A 23,791-nucleotide genomic window follows, 5' to 3' on the forward strand; every position below is an offset into this window, starting at 1 on the left:
TACCTCTCGCCACAAAAATGTGTCGATTTATCAAGTCAAATGTATATAGAAAACCGGCATGTTAACATGTCGGTTTTTGTTGTATATCATCGAAAAAATATTCTGATTATTTTTAGAAAAAATATTTATTTTGCTAGCGTTTTCATATATAGTAATTGGTGGATTGAGATTCCAAAAATAAAAGGAGGCATTTGTTCATGCAGCTGGCTTCTCCATCGTTACATCCGAATGTTGAAAAATTCCTCAAGGAACCGAAAAAATTATTAATTAATGGCCAATGGGTGGAAGCTGCAAACGGTAAAACGTTTGCCACGGTAAACCCGGCAACGAAGGAAGTACTGTGCCATGTCGCCGAGGGCGACGCAGAGGATATTGACAAAGCGGTAAAGGCAGCGAGAGCGGCTCTCAACGGCCCTTGGAGCAAGGTAAGTCCGTCGCAACGCGGACAGCTTTTGTATCGTTTGGCCGATTTGATTGAACAAAATGCGGAGGAACTGGCTCAATTAGAAACGCTTGACAATGGAAAACCGATTCGAGAGACGTCAAATGCGGATGTGCCGCTGACGGTGGACCATTTCCGTTACTATGCGGGCTGGGCAACGAAGATTTATGGGCAGACTATTCCAGTCTCCGTTCCTAATTATTTCAACTATACGAAACGGGAGCCAGTCGGTGTAGTCGGTCAAATCATTCCATGGAATTTTCCGCTCCTGATGGCGGCATGGAAGCTGGGAGCGGCTCTTGCCTGCGGCAATACAGTCGTGTTAAAGCCAGCGGAACAGACTCCCCTATCGGCGATTCGCCTGGGTGAGCTTATTATGGAAGCCGGATTCCCGGAAGGGGTAGTGAACATTGTAACAGGATTCGGCGAGATGGCAGGCCAGCCGCTTGTCGAGCATTATGACGTAGACAAAATTGCGTTTACGGGCTCTACGGAAATCGGACGCCTGATTATGCAAAAAGCAGCGGGAACGTTGAAGAAGATTTCCTTGGAGTTGGGTGGTAAGTCGCCGAATATTATTCTACCAGATGCGGATATGTCACGGGCGATTCCGGGAGCGCTAAGCGGGATTTTCTTCAACCAGGGGCAAGTATGCTGCGCAGGCTCACGCCTGTATGTGCACAAAAAAGTATATGATAATGTGTTGAGCGATATGGTGTCCCATGCTCAGAAGATTAAAGTGGGCAACGGATTATTATCGGATACAGAAATGGGACCGCTCGTATCTTCTGAACAGTTTAGCCGCGTTACGGATTACATTGACATTGGTAAAAAAGAAGGTGCACAAATCATTAGCGCTGTACGGGAAGAGGAGGCGCTGGAGCAGGGGTATTTCGTCACACCAACGGTATTCTCTGAAGTAACGGATGATATGACGATTGCCCAGGAAGAAATTTTCGGGCCGGTATTGGCGGCAATGCCGTTCGAAGATATAGATGATTTAGTCGAACGGGCCAACCGTACGACATATGGACTTGCTGCAGGCGTATGGACACAGGATGTTTCCAAAGCCCATAGAATTGCAGATCGTATCAGGGCAGGTACGGTTTGGGTCAATTGTTATAATGTGTTTGATGCAGCTTCCCCGTTTGGCGGATATAAGCAAAGTGGTATAGGACGCGAAATGGGCAGCTACGCACTTGAATTGTATACGGAAGTAAAGAGTGTATGGATAAATATTCGTTAGAGTAATCAGTAGCTTTGTCATAAGATAGGAGATAAGGGAGCAGAAGCACCGCAAGGTATTCTGCTCCCTTTTTCCATGAAAGTATAGCAAGGATTAGTTGTTAGATTATTTTAAAAAGTACTATTATTACAATAAATAATGTGTTAGACTTCAATAAATGGTATACAATATACCTTGATGAAGGGAGGTGTATTTCATGAAACCTTGTATGTAGAGCGCATGTAAGCCGGTTAATATAACAGAATATTTAGTCTAAAGAGAGTATTAACAATAAAAGGGATAACTAGGCAAGGAGGGGTATGCATGGACTGGGATATAGCGCATATCATTTATGCGTTAGGTGCTATCACCGTCGTGATGGCGATGCTTTTTCGCAAAGGAGTTATTATTCCTTCACTCGTTACTACCTTTCTGCTGGGTTGGGCGTATAAAGGAGGATTCGGCGAAGGAATTATAGCAGGATTGGCTGCGATTTACAACGCAAACATCATGGCGGCAAAAGAACTATTCAGCATTATTTTGCTTATTGCGTTCATGGTGGGAATGTTGAATGCACTCAAAGAGCTTGGTGCTGATCGAAAGATGATTGCGCCCATCCAGAGAATTATGGTAAATGGACATGCGGCTTACTGGATTTTATTCATAGCTACGGCATTGTTATCTACCGCATTCTGGCCCACACCAGCCGTTCCGTTGGTTGCAGCTGTATTAATACCAGTTGCGCTGCGGGTCGGATTGCCACCAATGGGTATTGCTATCGCAATTACGCTGGCAGGACAAGGAATGGCACTGTCAGCCGATGCATTGATGCAGGTAGCACCAGCACTGTCTGCAAAGGCAGCCGGGATGCCTCAATTGTCGGAAGCAATATGGATAAAATCAATTATACTCACGTTAATTGTTGGTGGCGTAGCAAGTATTATCTCATATGTCCGTATCGCTAAAACGATTAAGAAGCCGAAAGGGCAAGGGCAGCTGGATGAATTGGACGAGAAGTATTTTGAAGAAGGCGAGGCAGAAGCCGCTGCTACGCTAGAGTTTATGCCCCAAAAAGAATCAGGGGTCACCGCAACTTTTTTCGCTATCTTTACTATCGTCATGTTTCTGCTTGATATTGTCGCGATGAGTATGTTTGATATTAAAGGTGGAGATGCTGGGGCATTAATCGGAGGAACTGCAGCCATTATTATGCTTGTGGCAACAATTGTTAGGCACAGGGGAGAGGCATTCGAAGAAATCGGAGAGCGGCTGACTGAAGGGTTTGGCTTTGCCATTAAAATTATGGGATCTATCATTCCGATTGCTGCCTTCTTCTTTCTAGGTGGACAGGAGCATTCTACTGCTGTATTCGGTGAAGGGGCACCAGGGTTTCTGTTCGATATTGTAGAAGGGATGCAGGCTTATATCCCAAGCAATGAGTTTATCGCCGCCTTCGGCGTGCTGCTTGTAGGCATTGTGTGCGGGATTGACGGCTCCGGATTTGCCGGTCTGCCAATTACCGGAGCTCTTGCCGGCGCGTTATCACACGGGACAGGCATCGATACGTCGATGCTGGCAGCAGTGGGGCAGATGGGCTCCATTTGGTCTGGAGGCGGTACGTTTATCGCGTGGTCATCGCTCATTGCTGTTGCTGCGTTCGTCGGTGTTTCCCCGATTGAACTGGCACGAAAGAACTTTTTGCCCGTTATGATCGGACTTATCCTTGCTACCATACTTGCTGTTGTTATTTGGTGAGTAAGCAGACGAAAAGCCGTTGGATAGTGGATTACACCACATGGTCAGCGGCTTTTTTGACGTTCTTTTCGATGAGTGCCGATGCATTAAATAAGGCTGTAGCGATTGTTTTAGCCATATTGCGTACCGACTTTTCATTCGCATTTTGCAGCATCATATAGTTGTAAGGACCAGTTGTATTTACAATGCCTTTGATATGAATATCGCCTATTTGAGGAAGTGACTTTTTCATGCTGTTGCCGGGAAAAAGGGGCCCTTCTACCAATTGAATGTAGCCGATATGGTGTAGGTGGCCAAGGGAAGCGTCAATTGCCACAATAAACGGATCAGTATATTTTTCATAGATTTCCTGCATCGTATCCTGTAGATTCAAGGCGTGTACTGGCTCCTTAATTGTGCCGTAAATATGTGTATTTTTAAGCTCGCTGTCCTGAAGCAATGTGCCTATCATCGGTCCAAGCGCATCACCGCTCGCTTTAATGGTTCCGATGCAGACGAATACAAGAGGTCTTTCTCCGGCTGTCCTGAATAGAAGTGTCAGGCTGTTACATAAATGGACAGCGGCGTTTCTTTCTTTATAATGCATTTGTATAATCACATCTATCTCTCCAAATATGTTTTTTTATAGTATACCACATCACATAAAGTTCACTTTGTGCTGCCAGTCATAAACTATATACCTCTGATTTGATAAATTGACAAATAAATTCTACTTATTCTTTAAATTATGGTATACAATATACAATATAAAAAATAAAAAAACAATGAGATAGGGAGGCATATTTGTGAATATATATGATTTACAGCAAATGACCTGGCCAGAAATTAAGGAGGCATTGGAGCGGGCAAGACTAGCGATTGTACCGATTGGAGCGCATGAGCAGCATGGACCGCATATGGTAGAAAGCTGCGATGCTGTTCTAGCGAAGAAAATGGCAGACAGACTGGCTGCACGGCTTCATCCGCTCACTGTCGTCGCTCCCGCAGTCACAATGGGCGTATCGCCACACCATATGAACTTTCCAGGCACCATTTCGCTGCAGCCGGAAACGATGGTAAGCCTGCTAAGGGATATTACCTCCTCATTAAAGTATCATGGCATTGTGAACTTTCTCTGGTTAAATGCGCATGGAGGCAATCAATCTACATTATCGATTGCTTGTCAGAAGTTGAGCGTTGAGCTGGATGTAACGATTTATTATGCAAAAACGACGGCAAGTGCAAGCGAGGTTTATAAAGAGCGTATTTCTTCCTCACCGTTTGGTCATAGTTGCGAGCGGGAAGTATCTGAAGCGTATTATCTGGCACCAGAATTGCTGAGGAAAGAATGTTTGCAGCAGGGACAATTAAATGAAAATCCCCGTTGGCGTCATCTGCGTCCAGGTAATCCGCTTCAGGGATTTTATCGTTATGAGGAGATGACGGAGAATGGATGTATCGGAGATGCCACACAGGGCAGCTATGAGCTTGGCGAAAAAATTGTCGAGACAGCGCTTGATCGGCTGGAAGAGGAGATCCGTTTTTTGCTGTACGCACAATAGTTTACGAAGAATTTATAGAAAAGTCTAATTTTTAAATAAAATTCGTTGACATGTTGTTTATATGTGTTAATATAAAAGCAAGAAAAAATTTGGTATACAATATACTAAAAGAGCGAGTCTGTATGTTCTGTTAAACTAGAAGCGAGACAGATTAAAAGGACAAGCTCTACTTCTTTCGCCAATTTGGTATACAATATACAAGGAGGAATGAATTATGGCTGAATTAATGGACAAGGAAGTATTTCGTGAGAAGCTGGAGGCAGCGGTAAAAGGCAACAGCAGTGAGGTTGCTCCGTTTACAAACGCATGGGCTGAAGGACAATTAACGCGCGAGCAGTTCGCAAAATGGGTAGAACAGCATTATCACTATGTTGGACCGTTCGCAGATTACCTAGGGTATATGTACTCCAATTGTCCGTATGAGGATGCGAAGGATTTCCTCCTGCAAAACATGTGGGAAGAAGAGCTGGGGGGAGATCGTCATACCGATTTGCTCATCCGCTTTGGTGAAGTATGCGGCACGACGCGCGAGCAGGTTGAAAATCCGAATAACATGTTGGCGACGACACTGGGATTGCAGAGCTGGTGCTATGCGATGGCTATGCGTGAAAACTTCATTGTCGCAACCGCAGCGCTTATCGTTGGCCTCGAATCGCAGGTTCCGGGCATTTATCGTAAGCAGACGCCGACCTTACGTGAGAAGTATGGATTTACTGACCATGAAATCGAATTCTTCGACCTGCATATTGTTTCTGATGAAATCCACGGAGAGCGTGGCTATCAAATCGTCCTGAAATATGCGGATACCCCGGAGTTGCAGGATCGTTGCCTGAAGGCGGTACAAAAAGCAACAGAAATGCGCCGGATGTACATCGACGGTATTTATCGCGCTTTTGTAGATGAAAAACCGTACGCTACATTATAACAGAAAATTAAAAATATGAAGAGCGGCTCTCTCGTACAGGGAGGGCTGTTTGTACTCTATCGCTACTATATAACATTGCCAGGCTAAGGAGGAAATGTAGTGACGATAACTGCAGGCATAAAAATCTATCATAACTTAATCGATGGTCAATGGGTGGAGCCTTCTACGGGTCAATATTTTGAAAGCATAAACCCTGCCAATATTGATGATTGCGTAGGGAGATTTCCGGCTTCTGATGCAGCGGATGCACAGCGGGCTATTGCTGCCGCGCGTCAGGCGCAAAAAGATTGGGCGAAGTACCCTCCATCGAAGAAAGCGATCATCCTCTACAGGGCTGCCGATTTATTGGAAGAAAGAGCCGAGCAATACGGACGGGAATTGACCCGAGAAGAAGGAAAGGTGCTGGCGCAAGCGGTAATGGAAGTGCAACGCTCAGCGCAAACGCTACGCTATTACGCTTCTGAAGGATTGAATGTAGCTGGCCAGACATTACCTACTGATGACGGAAGCTTGCTCTATACGAGACAAGAACCTCTTGGTGTTGTCTCTGTAATTACACCATGGAATTTTCCTATTTCGATTCCTGCACGTAAAATTGCCCCTGCTCTGGTGACAGGTAATACAGTTATTTTTAAACCAGCCTCTGATACACCGCTTGCCGGACTGCGTCTTGCAGAATGTTTGCATGAAGCGGGATTGCCTGCTGGTGTGCTGAACTTCATTACAGGTTCCGCAGGGAAAATTGGAGACATTCTTGTTTCGCATAAGGAGATTAATGCAGTTACGTTTACAGGTTCTACACATGCAGGGGCACAAATCCATAAAAATGCTTCATTCAGGACGCGCCTTCAGCTTGAATTAGGTGGAAAAAATCCTCTTATTGTAATGGATGATGCTAATGTAGAGCAAGCGGTACAGATGACGATTGCCGGAGGCTTCAGCTTAACAGGGCAAGCATGCACAGGAACGAGTCGTGTATTTGTGATGGCAGCGATATATGACACATATGTCAAGCAGCTTGTAGAGGCGACAGAGAAGCTTACTATCGGTAACGGTCTGGATGAAGGAAACAAGCTGGGACCGCTCGCTAATGAAAATCAATTGCATAACGTGCTTGCATATGTGGAAAGTGGCAAGGCAGAAGGAGCCACGCTTCTTATTGGCGGTGAACAATTAACGGCAGGAAATTTGGGCAAAGGCTATTACGTATCGCCGGCTATATTCGTCGATGTGCACCCGGAGATGAAGATTATGCGTGAAGAAATTTTTGGTCCGGTTATCGGTGTACAGAAGGTTTCTTCATTTGATGAAGCACTGGCATTGGCTAATGATACGGAGTATGGATTAGCGGCAGCGATTTGTACATCTGATGAGAGTACAGCAACCCGATTTACTGAACAAATCGAGGCTGGTATGGTAAAAGTCAATAAACCGACAACGGGTGTTGCATATAATGCGCCATTCGGCGGCATGAAAAATTCCAGTACGGCCACTTACCGCGAGAGCGGACGTGATGCGCTAGGCTTTTATGTCCAGACCAAGACAATATATCGATAAAATGGAAAGGGATATTGCTGCTCGTTAAGGGGGCGAATAAAGTGAAAAAAGAAGGGAGAATGCGAGATGCGGCAAGTGCTACAGTTAGAGCTAGAAGAAGCGAAGGTCATGATTGAAGCGGCACGGAAAAAGGCGGAGGAAATTGGCGTGCTGGAGACGATTTGCATTGTGGATGGCGGCGGTTATGCGATTGCGCTAGAGAGAATGAACGGCTCCCGTATTACCGGGGTAGAAATATCGCTGGCCAAAGCGTTCACAGCATCCGGACATAAGCGTTCCACACACTTATTTAATAAAGAAGGAGGACCGGCAGCCGTCGGAGGTGAAGCTTTCGGTATTCAACAGATGATTCCGGGCAAGTTCGCTATTTTTGTCGGAGGCTTTCCTATAGTAGTGAACGGAGAGGTCATAGGCGGAGTTGGCGTCAGCGGAGGAAATGGTGAGCAGGATACAGCGGTTGGTGTCGCCGCACTCGAAGCACTACAGAATTATCTGGGTAATGAATTCGAAGTTCTGGTACAGGCTGATATCAAAAAATAACGGAAGAAGAAAATCTTCTCCGGTACAAAGAGGCGGTACGGATGGCACAGCCGTTGGTCAAACCGCATGGCGTGGTTCCCCCTCAGCGGACCGGTGCACGAGCGGCGGAATTAAATCGCATGTTGCTGGCAATTTGCCTGGGGGCCTTTGTTTCCCATCTGACAGCAGGGATTGTCAACATTGCACTACCGGGGCTTTCTGCTACCTTTCAACAGGATATCTCCCTTATGCAGTGGGTTGCTTCCGGTTATCTGCTCGTTATCGCCGCCCTTCTGCCGATGATGGGAAAATGGGGAGATCGGTTTGGAAACAGAAGAATACACAATATAGGGTATATTATTTTCGGCCTTAGTTCGCTCCTGACTTTATTTGCAAATACGATATATGGCCTGCTTTTGCTTCGGGTTATTCAAGCATTCGGCGCCGCTATGTTTCAGGCGACGAATATCGGACTCGTTAGTCGCTACTTTCCCGCTGAATCACGTGGACGGGCACTTGGATTCGTGAGCACTGCGGTTGCCCTTGGGGCATTAAGCGGTCCGATGATTGGCGGACTGATTATGGATTGGCTGAATTGGCACTGGCTATTTCTTATACATGTACCGGTGCTGGTCATTGCCACCCTTCTTGCGTTCCGCTATATTCCAGCCGATCCGCCGGGAGCTGCACATACGCCGGATTGGGTCGGCGGGATATTGTTCGCAGTTGGTATCGTCGCATTTATCTTTAGTATTTCTAACGGAAATGCATGGGGATGGACCTCGTATGGTATTATGTTCACATTCGCTCTCAGCCTGCTGGCGCTTGCTGGATTATACTGTTGGCTTGGTAGGCGCGTTAGACGAAAGCGGGAGCCGTTCATTAATGTATCCTTATTTGCAAAACCGACGGTTTTGGCCGGTATGTTTGTTGGATTGACTACGTTCATCGCTGTGTTTGCTACACAAGTGACCCTTCCGTTCTATTTGCTAGGAGTGCGGCATTTTGCTCCGACGCAGGCCGGCATGATGATTATGATGTATCCGGTTGCGTTAGGAATTATGGGACCGATTAGTGGCTCGCTATCCGATAAGCACGGGTCGTCAAGAATTACTATGATAGGACTTATCTTCATGTCTGGATCGCTTATTTTCCTATGTTCCATTGGCAATCAAACGCCAGTAAGCCTGCTCGCCCTTGGTCTGCTTGGCCTTGGTGCTGGGATGGGAATGGTTACATCACCGAATTATAGTTTAATTATGGGAAGTGTTGATAAAAGCAATCTTGGCGCTGTCGGAGGGCTAGTGGCACTGGTACGCAATTTGGGATTGGTAATCGGAACGGCAATGGGCATTGCCCTTTTGGATTATGCATTTCCTGGCTCCATTTCAAGATGGATGGCAACAAAAGAAGTAGCTTATGCGCCTTATGTAGTCTCAGGTCTGCGAACCGTATTTATGATATCATTTGCATTCTGCTTGCTTGGCATTTTATTTTTACGGCTTGCACTGCGGAGGCGGGCCCTGCAAGCAAAGTAAAAAATGGGGGGACATCATGGGGGATGAACAGATGTTTAACGTTTTTTTCGAGCCGGTATGCTAGGCTATGGCAGCGGACTTTTGATGCTCCCGCTCATCCATGTGGAAGCCGTAAAACGGTACCCTTGTTATCAGTTCTTCCTTGCTTTATGGTGCTGCGTTCTTGCCATAAGGTTGTGAATTTGCACAGCATCCAGTAAGCTTAGAGGAAAGAGATACAAGGAGGAATATTGTATGCAAGCTGACACATGGGCAAAAGAAGAATTAAGCCCTATACGGGATAAAGTGTATCGCTATATTAAAGAAATGATTTTGAACGGCGAATTGGTGGCAGGTGAGCGAATTGTGGAGCGTGAGTTGGCAGATAAACTTAATATTAGTCGCACACCGATTCGCGAAGCGCTTTTTCGCTTAGAATCTCAAGGCTTCGTAAAAACACTCCCCCGCAAAGGTGTGGTTGTCTCGAAAATGACCACAGAAGAAATTATTGAAATTTTTACGATTTTATCCTCGCTGGAAAGCCTTTCAGTTAAGCTGGCCGCCAACAAAGTAACAGAGGAAGAAAAGATTCAGCTTGCCGACCAGATTAAAGAAATTGATAAATTATTGGAGCGAACGGATTTGGATACGAAGCATCTTACTGATTTACACGTCGATGTGAACGAAACGATCTATAAGCTGGCGAGAAGCCCGCGTTTATATGAAATGCTACACAGTCTGCTTGAATATATTCAGGCATTCGCAACAGTTGGACAGGAAGTGCCAGGCAGGTTACGCAAGTCGCTTGAAGAGCATCGCGCTATTGCGCTTGCAGTACAGCATGGGGACAGTGAATTGGCCGAACATCTGGCGAAAATCCATATTGCCAATTCAAAGGCAGCGTATCTTGAAGCGCTGCAAATGGAGTCATAGCGAATCGTTGATAAGGGAGGGTATACAATGAGCAACAAAATTAAAGTGGAATTTTGCCAGAACAACGTAAACCGCCATGCCTCTTCACGGCATGCTCTTGCGTTCGTGAAGGAGCATGTGTCTGAGGATACAGTGCATCTGGTAGAGATGAAATGCGGAGGAATTTGCGTTGCTTGCAAGATGAGTCCCTATGCACTAATCGATAAAAAGTATGTAACGTCCCTTGATGCGGAGGAATTTTTTCAACGGTTTAAAAAAGAGCTGGAAAAACAAACAGCGGCGGCTATGGCCAGGAAGGCGATATGAGATGCACATTGAAAAAAGGCTGGCGCTTTATGGTATCGAACTGACGGATTGTCCGGATATTACCAAATCGTACATTACGTCAACGACTGACAAATATCATGTATATGTTAGCGGAATTCAGGTGCATTGTCCTAGCAATCTATTCCATGAAGGCCATATTATTGGTAAGCAATTATCCACGAAATGGTTAGAAGCGTGCGCACGCCGCAGTCTTGCAAATCAGTTAAGTATGCTAAAGCGCATTGTTGAGGATTTAGATATAGTCGACCATATTATTAAAATGGTTTATTATATTAACGGTATTGGGACGAAAGAAGATTGGAGACAGGTAACAAAGGAAACAACGGATATTATGCGAGAAGTATTCGGTGAGGCAGGCGATTGTGAAATATGTACAATTGCACCTGTTCCACTACCTCCGGGCCAGCCGGTACAGATCGATCTTCTCGTTTCCTTGCCATCTTCGCCGCGTTCGAACTCTTTACACGTATGTGAAGGAGTAAAAGGCAATGGATCATTTTAATTTTATATGGTATACAAAATACAAAAGCTAGTGCTTTGTTTATACAAAGCCCCTAGCTTTTTTGTCGTATAAGAAAATAGATGTTTTTGCAAATCGTGCAGTTGGCAGGCAAAAAAGGATGAACGACAGCACCCCACATATTTTTCTTCTATGTTTTAAACTGGCTAATTTCAGTCTGTAGTTCATGAGAAAGTCTACTAAGCGAATCGGCTGCAGTGCTAACTTCTTCGATAGAGGCCAATTGTTCCTGGGCTGCTGCTGCTACCCCCTGTGTTCCATTGGCAATTGATTCCGAGACAAGGAGCAATTGTTCCAAAGAGGACGTCATCTGAAATGTACTGGCCGAGATTTGCTCTGCGCTGACGGAAACCTCCTGAACCTCTTCTGCCACCTGCTGAACGAGTGTGAAGATACGCGTAAACGCACTACCTGCTTCATCCACAATGACCGTGCCAGCTTCTGCTTCGTTGGTTCCATAGTCCATCGCTTGTATTGCCTGTTCTGTACGCTGTTGAATCTGGGTGATACGTGCGGCAATATGTTCTGTCGATTGTCGGGACTGTTCGGCCAGTTTTCGTACTTCGTCGGCAACGACGGCAAAGCCTTTGCCGTGTTCACCTGCCCGTGCGGCTTCAATAGCTGCATTTAATGCAAGTAGATTCGTTTGATCGGCAATTTGCTGAATTACTTGCGCAATATTGCAGATTTCCTGTGAGCTTTCTCCTAAGGCATGGATACTATCAGACGATTCTTTAACGGATTTTTGAATGCTTTGCATTTGCTGTATGGCTCTTGTAATAACCTCTTGCCCTTGACGAGCCTCCTCAAGTACATCTGATGCTGAACCGGATACCATAGAGGTTGCCTTGGCTATTCGTTGCACAGCCTGTGCATTTTCACTGATTGCATGCTTGCTTTCGCTCATGCCTTTGGCCTGTCGCTCAGCGCCGCTGGCTACCTCTTGAATAGTAGAAGCGACCTGGGTGGCGATTTCTGCCGTTTGCTCCGCACTAACGTACAGGTCTTTGGAGGAGGCGGCTACATGCTTTGCTGTACTATCGGATTTCTGAATGAGCGTTCGAATGTTTTGCTTCATTAGGTTAAATGTTTGCGACATTTCACCCAGCTCATCTTTGTTTTTGACTATCACATCCGGTCCCGATAGGATACCGGCTGCGATTTCCCGTGCATTAGCTGTTAGTGCACGTACCGGAATGAAAATAAGGCGGCTGATATACATAGCGATAACACAGCTTCCGGCAAGCGCAAGCAAGCAAATAGTGAAAATCGTCATCTTAATAATCGTTACACGCTTGGTGGTTTCGGCGATGCTCTTCTGTAGAAGTTCCTGCTGCATTAGCCCGAACTCTTTGGCCTTGGTGAGGAATTGTCTGCTTGTTACTTTTTCTTTTTCTTGTATTAAGCGTAAGTATTCTTGCTGGTTGTTTTGCTGCTTATAGAAAATAATTTGGTAGGCTGTATCGTTGTAGGAGGTTTGGAGTTGATTCAATTGGCTGAGCTGGTTTTTATTGTCGGCCTGACTGGTGGTAGAACCGAGTTTCCCGCTGATTTTTATGTATTCATTTTTGGCTGCTTCATAGTATTTTAAGCTTCCTTCATCACCCGTCAGCAAATATTCGCGCAGGGTTGCCGATTGTTCATTGGCTAGAGTGGTCAATTCTTTCACTAGTATCATTTTCTCCATACGATCATTGACTACTTGCTGATAAATTCGATCAACTACTGAAAGTTGATAACTAGCAATTCCTGTGGCGATGCCAGATAGCAGCAGGACAGCAAGAAATCCGTAAAACAATTTCTTCTGGATCGACATGCGCATCATACTATGCTCCCCTTTCTAAAATTTACTTACTCGCACAAAGAAATATGTGACTATTATAATAGTTTTGAAAATACTTTAGTTTTATTTATTTTAGCTGAAAAGTATTAATTTGACGATAGAAAAGAGAAAAACCTCCAAAATTTTCTGGAGGTTCTTCTCTTTTCTATGTCTATGTTCATAGATAAAAGTTTATACGCCTATCACAAAAGGATTCGTATACTGGCGTAACACTTTAACAATACTCATTGCGACAATGTATCCTGTTTTTGGATTGTGTGCTGAAGGGGTGTTTTGTAGGGATAGTTTAATTCTTCCGGCGAATCCTTCGACAATAATTTGATGTGTATTCCGTGTAATGGTAGGGTCCACATATACTTGGACATGTGTATTTTCAAATCCGATTCCTGCCAGACTCAAGGCTGCGGATACATTGACACTTTCGGGAAAAAGCAACGCCGATTCGTTAGCCGTTCCGTTAAAAATGAGAGTTGGTTCAGATACGGCAGAAAGTTCTACCTTTTCTTCCGCGAATGTGCCATACCAGGCGACTGGAGGCTTACGCGTAATCAGTTCGATACGATCGATTTCTTCAAGAGTCATGGCACAAATACGGTCCAATCCACCGATAGCAGCGGAAGGAACGAGCAGTTGAGTATGGTATTGTGCTGCAGTAGCCCGTAATTCTTTCAATACATTTGCTTCGGCTAGTGCCCCGATGCTTGCCACGATGAAGGAAGCGTGACGGAGCGCGCGCACCCCGTATGTTTTTACGGCTGTATGTCCGGCTGCTTCTACAATAATATCCATATCCTCGGCAAAGAACGCGTCCTCATCTGATGTAATAAGGCAGGAAGCAGGCAGACGATAATCCCGGGATTCATTGCGGACAAGTGCGGCTTTTACTTCGATCTGTTCAGCATAGCGTTCCATGCTATATGACGCGACAGCATGTCCGATAGTACCAAGGCCGATAATTCCGATTTTAATCGCATTCAATCTTTTCACCTACCTAATTGTATTTTGTATACCAAAAGTATATAAAAAAAGTGTGAATAATACTAGTTCAAATTGTAAAATATTAAATTTTAGTATATTGTATACCAAAAGTGAAGTATGTATGATATAGTTGGAATAATTAGAATACGAAAGGCAGGGAACAGAGGATGCAAAAAATTGATTTCAAAACTAGTGGCAAAAAATTAGAGGTTTCTAAAGAATCAAATCTATTGCGCATGTCGATTCGTTACGAAGGTGGTATTCCCTATAAATGCGGGGGCGGCATTTGCGGTACATGCGTTGTAAAAATTGATGATGGAGCACAGAACTTGAGCAAAGTAAGCAAGAAGGAAGTCGAGAGATTGGGTGAAGACCTGATTGCTCAAGGGTATCGGCTTGCATGCCAAACGTTTGTTAATGGAGATGTAGAATTGAACTGGGAAGAGAACCCGATCCGTCCGAAACGTAAAGCCGCTGCAAAATAACTCTTTATTCGACAACCTATCCCCCTGTACAGATAACCTAAAAATAGGGAAAATAGAAGTAAATAAATCAACGCAGGGGGATGCGGAACGGTGGAAAAAAATACAGGAATCGTGCAGTGGAGCAGGTGGTTTTTGGCTCTTGTCATGGGGATTGTTGTGATACGTATTTTCTTTTTTGCTCCGTATGTAGTAGAAGGCACCTCCATGTATCCGACCTTGGAAGATCATGAACGTATTGTAGTGAATAAATGGGTTTATCATATGAAGAGCCCAGGCTACGGAGATGTAATCGTATTGCATGCTAATGATAGGGAGGACTACATTAAGCGGATTATTGGGGTGGGAGGCGATGAGTTAGAACTTACGAATGGTACGCTGTACCGAAATGGAAAGATAGTGGACGAGCCATACATTAATGAAGTAACGCTAGGTGAATTCGAAAAAATTAAAGTGCCGCCTGCTTCTTATTTTGTTATGGGTGATAACCGAAACCGAAGTATGGACAGCCGTGAAATCGGTTTTATCTCCCAGAGAAACATTGTTGGCCGGGCGGAGTTCATCTTTTATCCATTCAGAAAACTGGAACGGATTCAATAATTTGTCCCGCTTTAACGAGCAGTAATACCCCTACCTCAATACTTGGAGAATTTTCTCCTTTCAACCACCTGGGTTTTTGTTACTACGTTAAATGATTTTTATATAGATAGGCTATGTCGCCGTGTGCGGGAGAATGAGTTTCCTCGTTTGCACATGGCGACTTTTTTGATCGCTTGAAAAAATGGTTATCTAGAATGCTTCTGCATACAAGTTTTTTTTCATCTGTGTCCACTTTACTTTGAAAATCAGTTTGCTTTTTGCACCGTAGCCCATCATCCAGAAGCCGTATGTCTCGTACATGAAACTTGAGAAATGCATCTTTTGCCAGAACAGGAGATTTTCCGGTGCACTTTCCAAAATAATGACCCAGTGGTGTTCCTTCGCGAATTCTTTCATAATCGTTACAATATCGGCCCCGATGTTTTTACCGCGCAGCTTGTGGGGAACGCGAATCATGCCAAGAAACATGGCTTCATTCTTATGATCAAAGAACAAATCAAGCATCACGTTGTTGGGCGTCATACCAGCGTCCCGCATCTCTTCCTCTGTACGATAAAGATAATGGTGCTCTTCTTTTTGCTCTAAATGGTATGGGATACGATGCGTCTCGAAAACACGTTCGAATTCTCGCAAAATCTTCATGATACTTCCTTTCTATCCATGTTTTTGCTGCGCCTTTTTCATGTTTGTATGGATTGCTTGAAAATGATTCCTCACTCAATATACATGGATTTTGCATGCGCCGCAAATGCTGTTTCTAAACAATTTGTGAACAAAGAACGAATAGGAAACAAGCGAAGCGCTTTCAAAGAATGGGTTGTATTTTCGTGCTTTTTCACAAATGAACGAGTACAATGTATAGAAAGAAAAACATCGATGTGGAGGATTATGTACAATGTATAAAGTAGTGGTAACAAACGATGATGGTATTCATGCACTGGGTATTCATAAACTGGTGAAATCGCTTGATGGATTAGCGGAAATTATTGTCGTAGCGCCTGATACAGAACGAAGCGCAGAAGGCCAGAGAATTACGGTGCGGGAAGGTCTAACGGTTAAACGAGTGGATTTTCATGGAATGAAACATATACAAGCATGGGCCGTAAATGGAACCCCTGCTGACTGTGTGAAAATGGCGATTAACGTCATTTTGCGGGAACGTCCGGATTTGGTGATATCAGGAATTAATGCAGGGCTCAATCTTGGTAAAGACATTTATTATTCGGGAACTGTAAGCGCTGCGCGTGAGGCGGTCATTTATGAAGTGCCAGCGATAGCGGTATCGTATGAGAATCATTTCCATAAGGATGATTTCGGTGAAGTGGAGAAGCTTGTACGTCCAATTTGGGAAGAAATTAAAATTCATGATATTCCAGTCGATGTGCTAATTAACATCAATGTTCCGCATATCAAAAGCGCTGAATTGCGTGGTGTGGTAGTAACTGGGCTTGATATTCATCATTACCGCGATCGCATTGATGAACGACCGGGAGTATCAGGAGTGCCGGAGTATTGGCTGGATCGTGAATATGGGGAGCTGAAAAAAATCAACAACAAGGATTACCACATGATTCGAAACAAGTATATTACGATGACGCCTATCCAAATCGATTCGACGGACTATACATTCTTTAAAAAGATGGAAGAATGGAAAGTGATTAAGAAGAACTTGCTTGAAGAAGAGTAGAGAAAGGCGGAAATGTAATGGAAGAATGGAAAATAATAAAGCCGTCCATCCCTTTGCCTCCCAATCGTGCGTCTTTAGGTAGCGATACGCTTGGAAATACGCTGAACCAATTATCTTTTCAGGATATATACACAACGGTACAGGAAGACGGTATGCGTTATTTTCCCAGATTAACTGCCGAGGGCGATGTAGAGGTATGTATCATATATGAGGATATTGATAGCTTTGGCGAGCAGGCGGAAGCGGAAGTGTATCTTGATTTTTCACGTCATAAAGACAATTGGATTGCAGTGCTATGGGTTGTAACCGATCCGGAAGATCCGCTCGGTTATCCGCTTTCCTTTCAAATAACGAAGAGTACGGACCGTTATTTAGCGGTTCGTTTCCTTGAACAGGAACGCATTTGGGTACATTATTTGGCGGATGTGGAAGCGGGAATTATGCATTTGTATTCGGAAGCAATTTCTTTTTCCGATCAGGAAACGGAGCGGGCCGTGGAACTTATGCTTGCAGCTTATCGGTATGATCCGACGAAGGAAGAGGCCGATGAAATGCCCGAGACGACCATTTATGGAGAAAAGCTGGAATTATCTCGCTTGCGTGAGAAAGGGTTTTCGTTTTATTTTGATTATCGATTAATGGAGAATCGATTTGGTGAAGAAGGAGCCCGGGAGCTTGTTATGAGCACGATATTTCGTGCATTCTGGATGATGCGACGTCATCCGAATCCTCAGGCGCGTGAAGCGAAGCTTTTGCTGTGGATTGGGGAGAAAATCGGAAAGAATCGAGCGGATGAAGAGACACACCTGCTCGTGGTAACGATGACACCGCAGTTGCTTGATGTATATCAAGTGGTGAATTTAAGCGAATTGGAAGCCAATCCGCTGGCTACGACATTGATGGCATTAACCGAATATCAATACCTTGAGGAAGAGACACCGCTTGAGAGCGGATATATCCCGATTGCAGGCTATGAGAACGGTACGCTTGTTCATATAGAATGGAGGGAAACGTCGCTCTTCAGATTGGATCAGGCATTTGCAGATGAATATCCGCATCGACATAATCCTTACCGCGCATAACTGGCACATTAACCATCACGTTCGACTGTCTGGTTTGTCGGTATTGTGGTAAAATTGAGGTAAGGGAAAGGAAGTGAAACCGATGGGAAGTTGTATCGTATAGGAGAAGTAGCGGCACAGGCGCAGGTAAGCAAGCGTACCATTGATTACTATACGAACCTGGGACTGTTAATTGCACGTCGCTCGGAAGCGAATTATCGTCTTTATCCGGAGGATACGCTGGAACGCCTAAGATTCATTGAAAGCCTGAAGCGGCGGAAGTTTTCGCTCGAAGAAATTAAGGAACAGATGGCTGGATGGCAGGCGGGTGGCATAAAGCGAGAAGCGATTGAAGTTGTACAGCATGTACAAGAAATCCAGGGTGACATGCGTAGGCTCGAAGAACGCGTGCAAGAATTGAAGATGTATTTAAAAACGCTGGATGAAAAGCAGGCACGCTTGGTTGCACGGCAGTTGTCGGTACAGAGCGGTTCGCTTTTACAGACGCTTATGCTACTGCTTGGCGATGCGCCGTTTTAAGAATAAATAAGTAAGCAGAGACTCATTTAAACAGATAAATAAAGGAGGCAGGAAAGTCTTGATGTTTACATGGATAACTCCCTTGATCTTGGCGGCATTTGCGCTGACGATCTGGGCACAATTTAAAGTAAAGGGCAACTTCAACAAATTTTCGCAAGTTCCGGCGCAATCTGGAATGAGTGGAGCAGAGGTAGCACGCCGAATTCTTGACGATAATGGTCTACATCATGTGCCTGTCGAACCGGTTCCGGGAACATTGACGGACCATTTCGACCCGATGTCTAATGCGGTGCGCCTGTCAGAGCCAGTATATTACGGTAATTCGATTTCTTCCATTTCTGTTGCAGCACACGAGGTCGGTCACGCGATTCAGCATAAGGAAGGGTACAGCATGCTTGTGCTGCGCCATCGTATGTTTCCTGCCGTGAATTTAACGTCCGGAATTGCCCCGTTTCTTTTGCTGGCAGGTGTATTCTTTAAGATGACCAACCTGTTGCTTATTGGGATTATTTTCTTCTCTGTAGCTGTAGCGTTCCAACTGATCACGCTTCCAGTGGAGTTTAATGCAAGCTCGCGTGCGAAGCGTCTTATGCTTGCGGAAGGCTTTGTTGCAAGGGATGAAAAAAGAGGGGTGGATAAAGTGCTGGGTGCAGCTGCGCTCACATATGTAGCTTCCACGCTGGTGGCCGTAATGCAATTACTTGAATACATCTGGATTTTCACGTCTAATAAAGAAGACTAACAGCAGATACGGATGGGCTGTGTGCAATGCGCGCGGCCCATTTATAAATTGTCCGTCATGTGGTATAAATAAATTATATGGGTAGATGTACGTGTTCTATATTTTTTGCTGTAACAAAGGAGGTGTATCTGTCATTCTTGAGAGTGACAGAGTCTAGTTGAGTACTGACCCACTGTCTGCCTTACTTTACCTTGCTGCCGTTTTTCTTCTGGTCTTTCTAAATGGTTTTTTTGTGGCAGCAGAATTTGCGATCGTGAAAGTCCGAAGCACTAGAATTAATCAACTTGTGATGGAAGGAAACAAGCGCGCCAATCTGGCAAAGACACTGACGGATAATCTGGATGCGTATCTGTCGGCGACCCAGCTGGGTATTACACTTGCCTCGCTAGGACTTGGATGGATTGGAGAGCCAGCTATCGCGGAATTGCTTGGACCGATTATGCATGCCTTGCATGTACCGGAGACGCTTACCCATACGCTCTCTTTCATTATCGCATTTGCGACAATTACGTTTCTCCACATTGTATTGGGGGAACTGGCCCCGAAATCCATGGCCATTCAAAAAGCGGAGACGACGACATTGTGGACAGCGGGACCGCTGATTTTGTTCCACAAAATTATGTATCCGTTTATCTGGGCATTGAACCGAACGGCATTTTTCTTTCTGCGTTTTGTCGGCATTCAACCGACAACTGATCATGATTCGGCCCATACTGAGGAGGAAATCCGAATTTTGATGCAGCAAAGCCACAAAAGCGGTTTAATTGATCAGACGGAGCTAACGCTTGTGGACAATGTGTTTGAATTCGCGGAGCGCAATGCCCGTGAAATTATGATTCCCCGTACCGATATGGTTTGTGTGTTTCAGGATGATGACTTTGAGGAGACATTCAAGGTCATTATGGAGGAAATGCACACGCGTTATCCGGTAGCGGCGGGAGATAAGGATAACATTATCGGTTTCGTCCATATTAAGGACATATACCGATTGTACATGAGCGATAAGAAGAACGATTTGAACTCTATCATTCGTCCGGTAGAACGTGTTCCTGAATCGATTCATATTAGCGATTTGCTGAAGCAAATGCAGCGCAACCGCTCTCAGATGGCTATTGTTATCGATGAATATGGTGGGACGGCGGGGCTTGTAACCGTGGAAGATATTCTGGAAGAGATCGTTGGAGAAATCCAGGATGAATTTGACGAAGAGAGACCGCATATTGAGCAGAAAGCGGATACAACATATTCTGTAGACGGCCGCTTGTTGATTGAAGAAGTGAATGATCGTTTCGGATTGGATATTAACTCCGACGATTATGATACAATCGGCGGATGGGTGTTCTCGCAGGTGGAGTTTCCGCCACAGGTAGGGCAGGTTGTTTATTCGCATGGCTATGAGTTTAAGGTCATTGAGGTTGACCATCTGCGTATTGTCCGTTTGATGTTGCGTAAACTGGATAAGGCTGAAGAAGAGGCCACGAAGCAGCAACACGGAGATGTTGGGGAAGAATTGTATGCCAGCGAAGTGAAGGAATAAAGAAAAGTGTCTATGCAACCTGAGTTCGAAATTTCATCGGACTCAGGCTTTTTATTTTGCTTGAAAAATTGTAAGAAACGTTATTCAAATTAAGAAAAAACCCTTTCAGGGTACCATAGTAAAATCTTTCTTTTAACTGTGATACCCTGAAAGGGTTATACATGTAATTTTCAGTTTTTTATGTTTGAGCTCTTTTGCGTTTTGCTTTGCTTGAAAAGCCGAAAAGAGGCCAGGAAAAACCCTTTTTCTTTTTCTCTTCCTGTTTTTGTATGGCGCCGATCATTTGAATTTCAAAATTCATTTTGCGGAGTTCGAGACGAAGCTCTTCCTGTTTTTTTTCCATTTCTTCCATTTTAAGTAGAATTTCCTTGTAATATTGAGTAAGCATTAAATCTTCTGGCAGTGTTGTTTCTTTCTGCTGTTGTGCAGCAGAGGTTTCGTATGCCTGGCTAAGTTCGTGCATAGTGTCGAACAATTGCTGGCTTAAGTGGCGTTCCATCTCGTTCATTCGATTAAATAAATAGTGTGTTGTATCCGCTTTCGGTTTTTGAGGAGAGCTTTCCACAGGCAGATCGTAGTCAATATCCAAGTCTTTTTTTTCAGGGAGGATTCTTTCGAGCAATAGCACTTCCTCGACTTCTTTTAGCGTTTGAATTCCTGAATCTTTGACTCGCTTAATTTCAATGAGCAGATTGAATGCTTGCTCGCTCAAGAGAAAATGTCCCTGGCTGTTTTTTTGCAGCACCATATATGGGCTGAATGTATCTATCCAATTGCGTATAGTACGCACGCTTACATCCAATTTTTCGGCCACATCTTTTGACGCCATCCACATGCTATTGCTTTGCATTCTACATCATCCTCCTCATCCTCACATGCTTTATAATAAAGAATACGGCATAAATAAAAAAGTTCCTACCGACTCGACAAAGGTTATCAAAAGAAGTGTTGTTTCGCTTTTTTCGACAAAAAAGCATAAAAACCATGGAGAAAGGCATACTATGGATACTTTCATGGGAAGGGCGGGGAAGATATGGCTTTCATGCGAGGCAAACAGCAGGTGGAAGAAATTCCAATGTTTGAGATGATTGTGTGGAGTTGCACGAACGATGTATGCAAGGGATGGATGCGACAGGAATACTCATTTTCGGCCGAGCCAGCCTGTCCACTTTGTCAGTCGGGAATGATTCATGAGACGCGCCTGTTACCGCAGCTATCCCATTACATCGGCTCATAGTCAAGCTTACAAGGGCTTTTGCACAGGCAAAAGCCCTTTTTCTATTGCGTATTGCACCAGTTCAGCCCGTGTGGTCATATGTAGCTTTTTCATAAGACTCGTTTTATGGTTTTCCACCGTTTTTACACTGATGAATAGTTTGTTTGAAATCTCTTTATTCGTATATCCTCTGGCTGTAAGACGTAGCACTTCTTCTTCACGTGCGGTTAACAGGGATTTGGATTCTTCTTTGGTGATTTCATGCTGGAAGCGAAGAATGGTTTCTTCCGTAAAAGTGGTATCAAAATATTTTTTCCCCTCTATAAGTGTGCGAATTGCGGTTAGTAGCTGGTAAGGATCCGTTTGTTTTAATACAAGACCATGAGCACCAAGTCGCAATGCTTCCTTTAAGTAAATCTCATCATCATACATTGTTAGAACAAGAACCGGCACATCAGGAAAAGAAAGACGGATTTCTTGTAAGGTTGTAAAGCCATCCATTCCTTTAGGCATAGATAAATCGGTAATGACTACATCAGGGTGAACGGCATGTAGACGCAGTAAGCCTTCCTTTCCATCAGCCGCTTCACCTACTACAATCATATCCGGTTGACTGTTTAGAAACATAGTAAGCCCAGAGCGAACAATCACATGATCTTCAATGAGTACGATGCTAATTTTTTTCATTGTCGGTTTCCTCCGTGCTCGTGAATGGTATGACAAAACGAAGAACGGTACCACGCCCAGGCGCACTGCTGATGTGCATGCTCCCTTGAAGCAGTTTTGTCCGTTCTGCAAGATGCTTTAATCCGAGTCCGGTACTGTGCCGATAAACATGAATCGGATCAAACCCCTTCCCCTTATCTCGAATCGTAAGGCGGAGTCCGAAACGATTGGACAGGGGGCGCAAAGACAGGAAGAGCACCGGGCTTTTTGCATGCTTGGCTGCATTCGAGAGTATTTCCTGTACGATACGATAAATATGCAATTCCATAGAAGAGGACATGCGCAAACCTAAGGGGAGCTTGTAGCGCATTGTTATTTTTAATGAGAAGTGTTGCTCCATTTGGCGGATAAGAGATACGAGTGCAGCTTTAAGGCCAAGAATGTCAAGCGCTGGCGGGCGAAGTGTCACCGACAGCTGCTTTACTTCTCTCATCGTATCAGCAAGGGTGGCAGATGCTGTAGCGAACAGTTGTGTACCCGACTCCGGTACGATTTGCCGCAAAAGGCCGAGTGCCATCGAGATACTGTACAAGGATTGTCCAATTCCATCATGCAGCTCCTGTGCGAGCCGTTTACGCTCCGCTTCCTGTGCTTCGATGGTCTGACGAGCAAGTAGCTTGGCCATGCGAGCTTCTTCTTCCTGTTTTTTCTGGGAAATATCACGCAGCATAAGAAGCGTATGCTCGACTGTTCCGTCTTCTGCAGGAAGATATGTAGTGCTAAATGAGACAGGTATACTCTCGCCATACAAGGTTGGCATTTCCGATTCAAAATAGGAAGGTGCATTTTTTCCCATTAGCAGACAGCGCTCTTCATCATGTTCCACCTCTCTGTACTGACAGAATAGGCAATATGGCACTTTATGTCCTGTTTCCCAGCCGGTCATTCGGGTAGCAGCCGGATTGATTTCTTGAATAATACGGTTGCGATCCATAATGAGGACCCCATCCGATAATGCTTGAAACAGCATATGTTCAAGCATAGCTCCCGCTCCTTTCTTGCTTTACCTAATTCTACTGTACCATAAATAACGAATGCATTATGAAATGAGAACTAAAATATTCTTATTTTCTACCTATTTATATATTGCTAGAATTAGGAATAAGGTTATATAGTAA

Annotated in this window: 25 protein-coding genes; 18 read left to right on the top strand and 7 right to left on the bottom strand. The window is 44.5% G+C overall.

Annotated elements, in window-relative coordinates; genetic code table 11:
• Positions 1-197: 197 nt before the first annotated feature.
• Positions 198-1,688 (top strand): aldehyde dehydrogenase family protein, encoded by a 1,491-nt coding sequence (locus HMPREF0083_RS00925; RefSeq protein WP_021619036.1) that lies wholly within the window; start codon positions 198-200, stop codon positions 1,686-1,688.
• A gap of 303 nt (positions 1,689-1,991) precedes the next feature.
• Positions 1,992-3,422, top strand: a complete 1,431-nt coding sequence (locus tag HMPREF0083_RS00930) for a hypothetical protein (RefSeq protein ID WP_021619037.1) — start codon at positions 1,992-1,994, stop codon at positions 3,420-3,422.
• A gap of 31 nt (positions 3,423-3,453) precedes the next feature.
• Here HMPREF0083_RS00930 and yyaC read toward each other — a convergent pair whose 3' ends face one another.
• Positions 3,454-4,020, bottom strand: a complete 567-nt coding sequence (gene yyaC / locus HMPREF0083_RS00935; protein WP_051354491.1) for a spore protease YyaC — start codon at positions 4,018-4,020, stop codon at positions 3,454-3,456.
• A gap of 187 nt (positions 4,021-4,207) precedes the next feature.
• Here yyaC and HMPREF0083_RS00940 point away from each other — a divergent pair, with 187 nt between their 5' ends.
• From HMPREF0083_RS00940 to HMPREF0083_RS00975, 8 genes are all read left to right on the top strand, one after another.
• The gene (locus HMPREF0083_RS00940) at positions 4,208-4,963 is read left to right on the top strand and encodes a creatininase family protein (RefSeq protein WP_021619039.1); all 756 of its coding nucleotides are present in this window, start codon (positions 4,208-4,210) and stop codon (positions 4,961-4,963) included.
• Between the two features lie 214 nt (positions 4,964-5,177).
• Positions 5,178-5,888, top strand: a complete 711-nt coding sequence (locus HMPREF0083_RS00945; protein ID WP_021619040.1) for an iron-containing redox enzyme family protein — start codon at positions 5,178-5,180, stop codon at positions 5,886-5,888.
• 99 nt (positions 5,889-5,987) lie between these two features.
• Positions 5,988-7,445, top strand: a complete 1,458-nt coding sequence (locus tag HMPREF0083_RS00950; RefSeq protein ID WP_021619041.1) for an aldehyde dehydrogenase family protein — start codon at positions 5,988-5,990, stop codon at positions 7,443-7,445.
• A 66-nt stretch (positions 7,446-7,511) separates the two neighbouring features.
• Complete coding sequence (locus HMPREF0083_RS00955; RefSeq protein ID WP_021619042.1) at positions 7,512-7,985, top strand: GlcG/HbpS family heme-binding protein; 474 nt, start codon at positions 7,512-7,514, stop codon at positions 7,983-7,985.
• 41 nt (positions 7,986-8,026) lie between these two features.
• A complete protein-coding gene (locus HMPREF0083_RS00960; RefSeq protein WP_021619043.1) occupies positions 8,027-9,502 on the top strand; it encodes an MFS transporter in 1,476 nt (491 codons plus the stop codon).
• A gap of 234 nt (positions 9,503-9,736) precedes the next feature.
• Complete coding sequence (locus tag HMPREF0083_RS00965) at positions 9,737-10,414, top strand: GntR family transcriptional regulator (RefSeq protein WP_021619044.1); 678 nt, start codon at positions 9,737-9,739, stop codon at positions 10,412-10,414.
• Positions 10,415-10,441: 27 nt separating this feature from the next.
• Complete coding sequence (locus tag HMPREF0083_RS00970) at positions 10,442-10,720, top strand: DUF1450 domain-containing protein (RefSeq protein ID WP_021619045.1); 279 nt, start codon at positions 10,442-10,444, stop codon at positions 10,718-10,720.
• A 1-nt stretch (position 10,721) separates the two neighbouring features.
• Positions 10,722-11,243, top strand: a complete 522-nt coding sequence (locus HMPREF0083_RS00975) for a RidA family protein (RefSeq protein WP_021619046.1) — start codon at positions 10,722-10,724, stop codon at positions 11,241-11,243.
• Positions 11,244-11,391: 148 nt separating this feature from the next.
• Here the strand turns inward: HMPREF0083_RS00975 and HMPREF0083_RS00980 are convergent, their stop codons facing one another.
• Positions 11,392-13,086 carry a methyl-accepting chemotaxis protein gene (locus HMPREF0083_RS00980; protein ID WP_021619048.1) on the bottom strand — a complete coding sequence of 565 codons (1,695 nt, stop codon included), beginning with the start codon at positions 13,084-13,086 and terminating at the stop codon, positions 11,392-11,394.
• Between the two features lie 189 nt (positions 13,087-13,275).
• On the bottom strand, positions 13,276-14,082 hold the full coding sequence (locus HMPREF0083_RS00985) for an aspartate dehydrogenase (protein WP_245191298.1): 807 nt from the start codon (positions 14,080-14,082) through the stop codon (positions 13,276-13,278).
• Between the two features lie 167 nt (positions 14,083-14,249).
• Between HMPREF0083_RS00985 and HMPREF0083_RS00990 the strand changes: the two genes are divergently transcribed.
• A complete protein-coding gene (locus HMPREF0083_RS00990) occupies positions 14,250-14,567 on the top strand; it encodes a 2Fe-2S iron-sulfur cluster-binding protein (RefSeq protein WP_021619050.1) in 318 nt (105 codons plus the stop codon).
• A 90-nt stretch (positions 14,568-14,657) separates the two neighbouring features.
• Positions 14,658-15,164, top strand: a complete 507-nt coding sequence (gene lepB / locus HMPREF0083_RS00995; protein ID WP_021619051.1) for a signal peptidase I — start codon at positions 14,658-14,660, stop codon at positions 15,162-15,164.
• Positions 15,165-15,353: 189 nt separating this feature from the next.
• On the opposite strand, the gene HMPREF0083_RS01000 is transcribed toward lepB, so the two are convergent.
• Positions 15,354-15,806: an N-acetyltransferase gene (locus tag HMPREF0083_RS01000; RefSeq protein ID WP_021619052.1), complete on the bottom strand. Its 453-nt coding sequence runs from the start codon at positions 15,804-15,806 to the stop codon at positions 15,354-15,356.
• Positions 15,807-16,059: 253 nt separating this feature from the next.
• On the opposite strand from HMPREF0083_RS01000, the gene surE reads away from it, so the two are divergent.
• The 5 genes from surE (at position 16,060) to HMPREF0083_RS01025 (ending at position 20,731) form a co-directional block, all read left to right on the top strand.
• A complete protein-coding gene (surE, locus tag HMPREF0083_RS01005; protein ID WP_021619054.1) occupies positions 16,060-16,851 on the top strand; it encodes a 5'/3'-nucleotidase SurE in 792 nt (263 codons plus the stop codon).
• Between the two features lie 17 nt (positions 16,852-16,868).
• Positions 16,869-17,933, top strand: coding sequence for a hypothetical protein (locus tag HMPREF0083_RS01010; protein ID WP_021619055.1), 1,065 nt, complete (start codon positions 16,869-16,871; stop codon positions 17,931-17,933).
• A gap of 90 nt (positions 17,934-18,023) precedes the next feature.
• The gene (locus HMPREF0083_RS01015; protein ID WP_021619056.1) at positions 18,024-18,452 is read left to right on the top strand and encodes a MerR family transcriptional regulator; all 429 of its coding nucleotides are present in this window, start codon (positions 18,024-18,026) and stop codon (positions 18,450-18,452) included.
• Positions 18,453-18,513: 61 nt separating this feature from the next.
• Positions 18,514-19,194 (top strand): zinc metallopeptidase, encoded by a 681-nt coding sequence (locus HMPREF0083_RS01020; RefSeq protein WP_021619057.1) that lies wholly within the window; start codon positions 18,514-18,516, stop codon positions 19,192-19,194.
• Positions 19,195-19,351: 157 nt separating this feature from the next.
• The gene (locus HMPREF0083_RS01025) at positions 19,352-20,731 is read left to right on the top strand and encodes a hemolysin family protein (protein ID WP_021619058.1); all 1,380 of its coding nucleotides are present in this window, start codon (positions 19,352-19,354) and stop codon (positions 20,729-20,731) included.
• A 178-nt stretch (positions 20,732-20,909) separates the two neighbouring features.
• Here HMPREF0083_RS01025 and HMPREF0083_RS01030 read toward each other — a convergent pair whose 3' ends face one another.
• Positions 20,910-21,581, bottom strand: coding sequence for a helix-turn-helix domain-containing protein (locus HMPREF0083_RS01030; RefSeq protein WP_040301031.1), 672 nt, complete (start codon positions 21,579-21,581; stop codon positions 20,910-20,912).
• A gap of 183 nt (positions 21,582-21,764) precedes the next feature.
• Between HMPREF0083_RS01030 and HMPREF0083_RS01035 the strand changes: the two genes are divergently transcribed.
• Positions 21,765-21,968 carry a cold-inducible protein YdjO-related protein gene (locus tag HMPREF0083_RS01035; protein ID WP_040301032.1) on the top strand — a complete coding sequence of 68 codons (204 nt, stop codon included), beginning with the start codon at positions 21,765-21,767 and terminating at the stop codon, positions 21,966-21,968.
• Positions 21,969-21,974: 6 nt separating this feature from the next.
• Here HMPREF0083_RS01035 and HMPREF0083_RS01040 read toward each other — a convergent pair whose 3' ends face one another.
• Together HMPREF0083_RS01040 and HMPREF0083_RS01045 are read right to left on the bottom strand one after the other, a co-directional pair.
• Positions 21,975-22,634: a response regulator gene (locus HMPREF0083_RS01040; RefSeq protein WP_021619062.1), complete on the bottom strand. Its 660-nt coding sequence runs from the start codon at positions 22,632-22,634 to the stop codon at positions 21,975-21,977.
• Positions 22,621-23,655 (bottom strand): PAS domain-containing sensor histidine kinase, encoded by a 1,035-nt coding sequence (locus HMPREF0083_RS01045; RefSeq protein WP_021619063.1) that lies wholly within the window; start codon positions 23,653-23,655, stop codon positions 22,621-22,623. Before HMPREF0083_RS01045 ends, HMPREF0083_RS01040 begins: the two co-directional genes overlap by 14 nt.
• Positions 23,656-23,791: the final 136 nt, after the last annotated feature.

Source organism: Aneurinibacillus aneurinilyticus ATCC 12856 (assembly GCF_000466385.1).
Taxonomy (GTDB): domain Bacteria; phylum Bacillota; class Bacilli; order Aneurinibacillales; family Aneurinibacillaceae; genus Aneurinibacillus; species Aneurinibacillus aneurinilyticus.